The organism is Pelotomaculum propionicicum (assembly GCF_004369225.1).
GTDB lineage: Bacteria > Bacillota > Desulfotomaculia > Desulfotomaculales > Pelotomaculaceae > Pelotomaculum_B > Pelotomaculum_B propionicicum.
This window is the reverse complement of sequence record NZ_QFFZ01000110.1, coordinates 1-2,488: the sequence shown is the minus strand read 5'-3', so window position 1 is coordinate 2,488 and position 2,488 is coordinate 1. Positions and strand designations below refer to the sequence as shown.

General features: G+C 42.4%; 1 protein-coding gene. It reads right to left on the bottom strand.

From position 1 onward, the window contains the following. Positions 1 to 96: 96 nt before the first annotated feature. On the bottom strand, positions 97 to 2,286 hold the full coding sequence (cas3, locus tag Pmgp_RS18995; protein ID WP_192903035.1) for a CRISPR-associated helicase Cas3': 2,190 nt from the start codon (positions 2,284 to 2,286) through the stop codon (positions 97 to 99). Between the last annotated feature and the right edge of the window lie 202 nt (positions 2,287 to 2,488).

Below are 2,488 nucleotides of genomic sequence, written 5' to 3'. Positions count from 1 at the left end.
CAAGCCTCGGACATTTTAGCAATATCATTACAATCTGCTTAAAAAATCAATTTTTTAAACCAAGGGATAAGTATGTCCTTTTTTAGGCTTACTCCTTCAGTTGTGTAATTGAATTGTTTTCACGCTATCACCTACAGTTTTAATGACTCTTTCCTTTTCCAAAGCAGCCAGCTCATACTGGTAAACCTGCACCACATATGGCTGCAGACTGCGCGCTTGACTGGCCGGGAACGGGTGGCGGGCTGCTTTTTCCATCAATTCCTCGGCATGTTTGTCCCAAGGGACGACTACCGAAACAGTGGCGTTGTCGATCATCTGGAATTTTTCAGCAATTTCTGCAAAAGGGAATGATAAGTCATCTTCGCTGTCTTTAATCTTTTTGAGAATATCACCAGCGTCAAGGTTGTCACGCTCTAATTCGAACAGTTGTTTAAAGTAATACTCGATCGCTTCTAGTGATAACAAATCATCATTTAGTTCTTGTGAGCGCCTTTCTGTACTGCGCGTTAAGGCGGCAGCCGCAGAGAACCTGCCTTTTTTGGGCATACCATGCGATTCAGGGTCAAATACGATCACCCGCCCTCTGGCTCTCCGGCCTTCCCGGTTGCACCGGCCTGCCGCCTGGGCGATAGAATCAATTCCAGCAGCCGCGCGATAAACCACAGGAAAGTCCACATCCACACCCGCTTCAATAAGTTGAGTAGATACCACACGGCATGGTTTTCCATCTTGAAGCGCCCTGCGAATCTCTGCGAAAACCACCTGGCGGTGTGCCGGGCACATTCGCGCCGACAAATGATATATTCCATCCTGCTCCTTGGCTAAAAGCTTCTCAAACAACAACCTGGCATGGCGCCTGGTGTTTACGATGGTTAGTACCTGTGGGATATCCGCCATCTCCGTAGCCAGTTCCTCGTCTGACATTTCGTTTGCATTTTCCACAGTCACACGTTTAAAAATTTTCTGGAGTTCATTCGGATTTTCCATAATTTCCACTATCTTAGGATTGGCAGGAATCAAATTTTTCACTGCGGGTTGTGTTGCCGTACAAAGCACTACTGTCGCGCCATAGTTGAAAACAAGCTCCGCCAATGCCCAGAGGCATGGTTTAATGCACTCAATCGGCATCATCTGAGCTTCGTCCAGTATGATTACACTATTAACGATATTATGTAATTTTCGACAACGAGATCCTTTATTTGCGTAAAGCGATTCAAAGAATTGCACTGCTGTAGTGACAACAACCGGCATATCCCAATTTTCCGAAGCCAGACGGTGAACTTTTTCATGCTCATCCCAATCATCAAAGATTCCTTCGGGATATTCAAAGTTGCTGTGATGTTCAAGGACAATATTTTCTTTTTGTGTTTCATCCTCTAACGTTTCCCTGAATACCTGTGCATTTTGCTCGATGATACTGGTATATGGGATGACGTAAATCACACGGACTTTTTTGTGTTCTACAGCATGTTTGAGACCGAATGCAAGTGATGAATATGTCTTACCTCCACCCGTAGGAACAGTCAAAGTAAAAAATCCTGGTTCAGATTTGGCCATTGCCAAACATCTCTCTAGAATTGCTTGACGTGCTGTGTTGATTACTGTTGGGTTTCTGCGATTTTGATCCAAGAAAAATTTATACTTTTTCTCAAACCGTTTTAATATTGCTTCTAAAGGTAGAGAAGTTACAGATTTATATCGGGTAATATACCGTTCCATGTTCATGGTTTTTTCAGTATTTAAATAGTCTGCATCAACTAAACACGAAAACATCATTCGAATACAAAAAGAAAAACTAAATGCTGCCATAGATGGAGCCTTAGGTGCAGGCATTGATGCTAGATCCTGATTGTTAAGATCCGGAATCTCAATTTCTACTGTATATGCCTGATAATCCGGAATATCTGTTCTGGCAAGGCGCTCTGGTAAATTTGCTGGAGCGCCTTTGTTTCCATCCGGCAATCCACCATGATGTCCTGCAATTATAAACGCCAAGGATTTACCGATCACCTTGCCAAACCTGCGGTATACTTCCTGTGCACCTGCGGATTTATGATCCACCTTTTCACGTGCACCATCCAGGCGCTTTTGAAAAGCCTCCGAATATTTTCCTAGATCATGTGCCAAACCAATAATTCTGCCCAGTTTACCCGCCCCAAATTTTGCTGTTCGTTCTTCAGTCATCAGGGCAACTTCATTTAAATGACTTTTGAGCAGTTGCCAGTGTTCCTTTGGCAGCACTTTCTTTGTTTTTAAATCCTCTTTGGTATGACCGTAGTAAATCATTTTCATCACCATCTCTGACTGGTCTGTAAAAGCGGTTCATAATAGTAACTACTATCCAGGCCAGTAACAATCTCTATCAAAAGCATAACACCTGAACGTGATCACTCTTTGTCATTTAAAGGAGAAAAAATCAGATTTTTTCTAATTAATACGGTTTATGCTTTATTTTATTATAATACCATTATTTACATATATCTACAAG

What these genes read in the sequence shown, in the direction of transcription:
- cas3 (WP_192903035.1), bottom strand. Translation starts at nt 2,286, where the DNA reads ATGATTTACTACGGTCATACCAAAGAGGATTTAAAAACAAAGAAAGTG.